At 65.1% G+C, this 3,083-nt stretch carries 3 protein-coding genes and 3 pseudogenes; 5 read left to right on the forward strand and 1 reads right to left on the reverse strand.

The window, feature by feature from the left end; genetic code table 11:
• Positions 1–98: 98 nt before the first annotated feature.
• Positions 99–323 (forward strand): annotated as a pseudogene (locus IG74_RS50625) (transposase family protein); the annotation flags it as partial.
• A gap of 20 nt (positions 324–343) precedes the next feature.
• On the opposite strand, the pseudogene IG74_RS48620 reads toward IG74_RS50625, so the two are convergent.
• Positions 344–1,021 (reverse strand): annotated as a pseudogene (locus IG74_RS48620) (transposase family protein).
• Positions 1,022–1,253: 232 nt separating this feature from the next.
• Between IG74_RS48620 and IG74_RS0144495 the strand changes: the two are divergent.
• The 4 genes and pseudogenes from IG74_RS0144495 to IG74_RS47245 all read left to right on the forward strand — a co-directional run bounded on the left by IG74_RS0144495 (position 1,254) and on the right by IG74_RS47245 (position 3,061).
• Positions 1,254–1,763 carry a Uma2 family endonuclease gene (locus tag IG74_RS0144495; protein ID WP_234334687.1) on the forward strand — a complete coding sequence of 170 codons (510 nt, stop codon included), beginning with the start codon at positions 1,254–1,256 and terminating at the stop codon, positions 1,761–1,763.
• 145 nt (positions 1,764–1,908) lie between these two features.
• Positions 1,909–2,148: pseudogene (locus IG74_RS0144500) on the forward strand (transposase); the annotation flags it as partial.
• Complete coding sequence (locus tag IG74_RS51750) at positions 2,145–2,657, forward strand: IS3 family transposase (protein ID WP_158858124.1); 513 nt, start codon at positions 2,145–2,147, stop codon at positions 2,655–2,657. The pseudogene IG74_RS0144500 and the gene IG74_RS51750, both read left to right, overlap by 4 nt.
• Positions 2,651–3,061: an IS3 family transposase gene (locus IG74_RS47245; RefSeq protein ID WP_234334689.1), complete on the forward strand. Its 411-nt coding sequence runs from the start codon at positions 2,651–2,653 to the stop codon at positions 3,059–3,061. The genes IG74_RS51750 and IG74_RS47245 overlap by 7 nt, the downstream gene beginning before the upstream one ends.
• Positions 3,062–3,083: the final 22 nt, after the last annotated feature.

Raw genomic sequence — 3,083 nt, forward strand, 5'->3', positions numbered from 1 at the left:
AGGGGAGGATCCTCCAGCACGCCCGGACCAGCCCGAACAGGCTCTCGTCAGTCTCCGCCGCCCTCCTCACCCTCATGATCTACACATGAAAAAGGCTCCAGGGCGCCGGCCCCTGGCTGACCACGGGCATCAAGCGCAAGCCTCTGTGGAAACTCACCCCCACCGAGAGAACTATCAACCAGGCCCTGGCCGCAGCGCGAGCACCAGTCGAACGCGGCGTCGCAGCCCTGAAGACCTGGCGGATCTTCCGCAGATCCCGATGCAGCCCAACTGGCATGACGTCCATCGCCAAAGCCATCCTCACCCTGGAGCGTCACCGCTGAAGAAGCTCACTGAACCTCTTTCATCCTGAATAGTCGCAGGTCAGGAGGGTGTAGATGGCCTGAACGAGAGTGCTGATGCGGCGGGTGGAGCATCGGGCTCTGCGCAGGATGCGCCAGGACTTCAGCCGGGCGAAGGCGCGTTCGCCGGGGCGCCGGCGCCCTGGTAAGCGCGGTCGGCCAGGACGAGGATCTGCCTGGTCAGGCACGCCTGCACGATGCCGTGGGCACGGGCCGCGGTCAGGTCATGGGTACGGCCCGGCGTCGCACGCGAGAACCAGAGCGGGGTGCCGTCCGGACGGGCGACGACCTGGACGTTCATGCCGTGCTTCTTGTGCTTGTGGCTGTTAGGGCTCGTCCGCATGAATGCGGTCGGTGGGGGTCAAGGTGCCGTCGACGATGACGAAGTCTCCCTCGCCCAGACCGACGAGGGCCTCGCGCAGGCCGGGTGCCCAGGAAGCCAGGACCTCGATGGTCTCGTCCACATACCGCCAGGCGGTCGCCTCGGAAACCCCGAACCCGGCGCCCACCTGCGCCAATGTCTCATTCTTCCGCAGATGCGCGAGAACCAGCAGGGCCTGCTTGAAGCATCCCAACTTCCGCCACCGCGAGCGAAGTTCACGCCTTCGCGTGCAGATGAGCCAGGAGACATGCTCGACCAGCTCATACGGAATGTCGACCGTGGCACGATATGAAACCAAGCGAGGCTCCTCGGGCAATGCGTGGTGCGTAGAGAACACCAGCGCAACGACCAGAAGCCTCGTCTTGTCACACCACCCCTCTGAACTGCCCTTTCACCCCGCAGAGACAGGATGAAAACGGCTCAGTAACGCGAACGTTCACACCCCCGACCAGGCCCAATACGACCTCACCGCCTGACCGGCGAGCTCACTTGAACAGAGCCGCACCCACCTGATATGCGTCGATGCGATCATGCACAGCGAGCTTCCCGAGGGATACACAGTCATCCCCGGCACTTATGGAAAGGTGATCATGACTCCGCAGAGCTTTGAGTGCTCCAGCACGATCAAGTCGTTGCAGCACGACACGATCGTGTCGCTCGGGCGCCACGTGAAGACCGTCTCCAGCATGGGCCTTGGTCTCCCGGCCGACGGGAATTCCGCACCAGCCCTCGCGATCCTGCGCGAGGACGCCCAGAAGCAGGGCAGGGGGTACAGCTTCCAAGATGTTCTACTGATCGCGGAAGTGGCACCAGCTTCCTTGGTGTGCGAAAACTACGACGGCTGTACCGCCAAGTACGGCCGCTACGGCATTCCCATCTATATGGTCGTTGACCCGTACGCAGGTGAGGTCTCTGTCCACACCGAATCCGTCGGTACCAACTACACTGCCGTCTACACCTACAAGTACGGCACGGGCAAGCTCCCGATCGAGCTGGCCGACGGACGAACCTTCACCCTCGACCTGAACGAACTGCCCTGACCAGAAGGGCCAATTCCGTTCATCTGAGACCGGGAGGCTTATTCAGCGCGATTCTGAGGGTCTCTGTCCGGACCCTCAGAAAATGAACAGCGGCCCGTTGTGAGAGAATTGGGTTTACCACGACACAAGACACCGCACTGCCGATCCGAAGACGCAGATCAAGCGGCTGGCCGTCGGGCTCGGCGTGCATCCCGAGGCCCTGCGCGGCTGGATCCGCCAGGCCGAGGCCCACCGCGGTGAGCGCGACGACCGGCTGACCACCGCGGAGAAGGAAGAGCTCGCGCTGCTGCGGCGGGAGGTGAAGGAATGGCGCCGCGCGAACGAGATCCCGCGCACGGCCAGTGCATTTTTCGCCGGCCGGCTCGACCCGGCCCGGCCCAGGTGACGGCGCTCATCGACGAGCACCCGCGCCTGGAGGCCGAGTGCGTACTCCGGGAACTGTCTATCGCCTCCTCCACTTACTACCGCTGGCGCCGCGCCGCGAAGGAGCCGTGCGAACGCAAGCGCCGCGACGCCGAACTCACCGAGCAGACCAAGGAGATCCACGCGGAATCCGGCGGGGTCTACGGCTCTCCGCGCGTGCATGCCGTCCTCCAGCGCGAGGGCGTCCACGTCGGCCGCAAGCGCGTCGAGCGATTGATGCGCGAGGCCGAGATCGCGAGGATCAGCCCGCGCCGCAAGGGCTTCACACGCCGCGACCCCAAGGCCACGCTCGCCCCGGACCTGGCCGAGCGGGACTTCACCGCACCCGCGCCGAACCGGCTGCGGCTCACCGACCTCACCATGATCTCCACCGGCGAGGGACCCTTGTGGCTGTCCGCGATCCGCAACGCGTTCTCGCGCCGGTGGTGGCCTGGGAGACCTCCACCCGCGCGGACGCCGACCTGGTGCTGACCACGCTGGAGTACGCGCTGGCCTCCCGCGGGGTCGGGCCCGGCCAGCTCATCCATCATGCCGATCACGGCTGCCAGTACACGTCCGTGAAGCTGACAACTCGCCTCGTGCGGGCGGGAGGTCAGGCATCTATGGGCTCGGTCGGAGATCCGTACGACAACGCTCTCGCGGAGAATCTCTGGATGCTCATCCAAACCGAGTGCATCCGCGGCCGCACGTTCACCACCCGGGCCGAGGCGAACCTCGCGCTCTTCGAGTACATCGATGGCTTCTACAACTCCCGCCGGATCCAGAAGCGGCTCGGCTACCTCAGCCCCGTCGAGTTCGAGGAGAAGCACTACGCCGAGCGAGTACCGGCCAAACGAACGAACCTGAAACCCCGTCAACCCGCCCTGACCAGCTGATCAGCACCTCCCGCACGACGAC

Origin of the sequence: Streptomyces sp. NRRL B-1347 (assembly GCF_000720325.1) — a bacterium.
GTDB lineage: Bacteria > Actinomycetota > Actinomycetes > Streptomycetales > Streptomycetaceae > Streptomyces.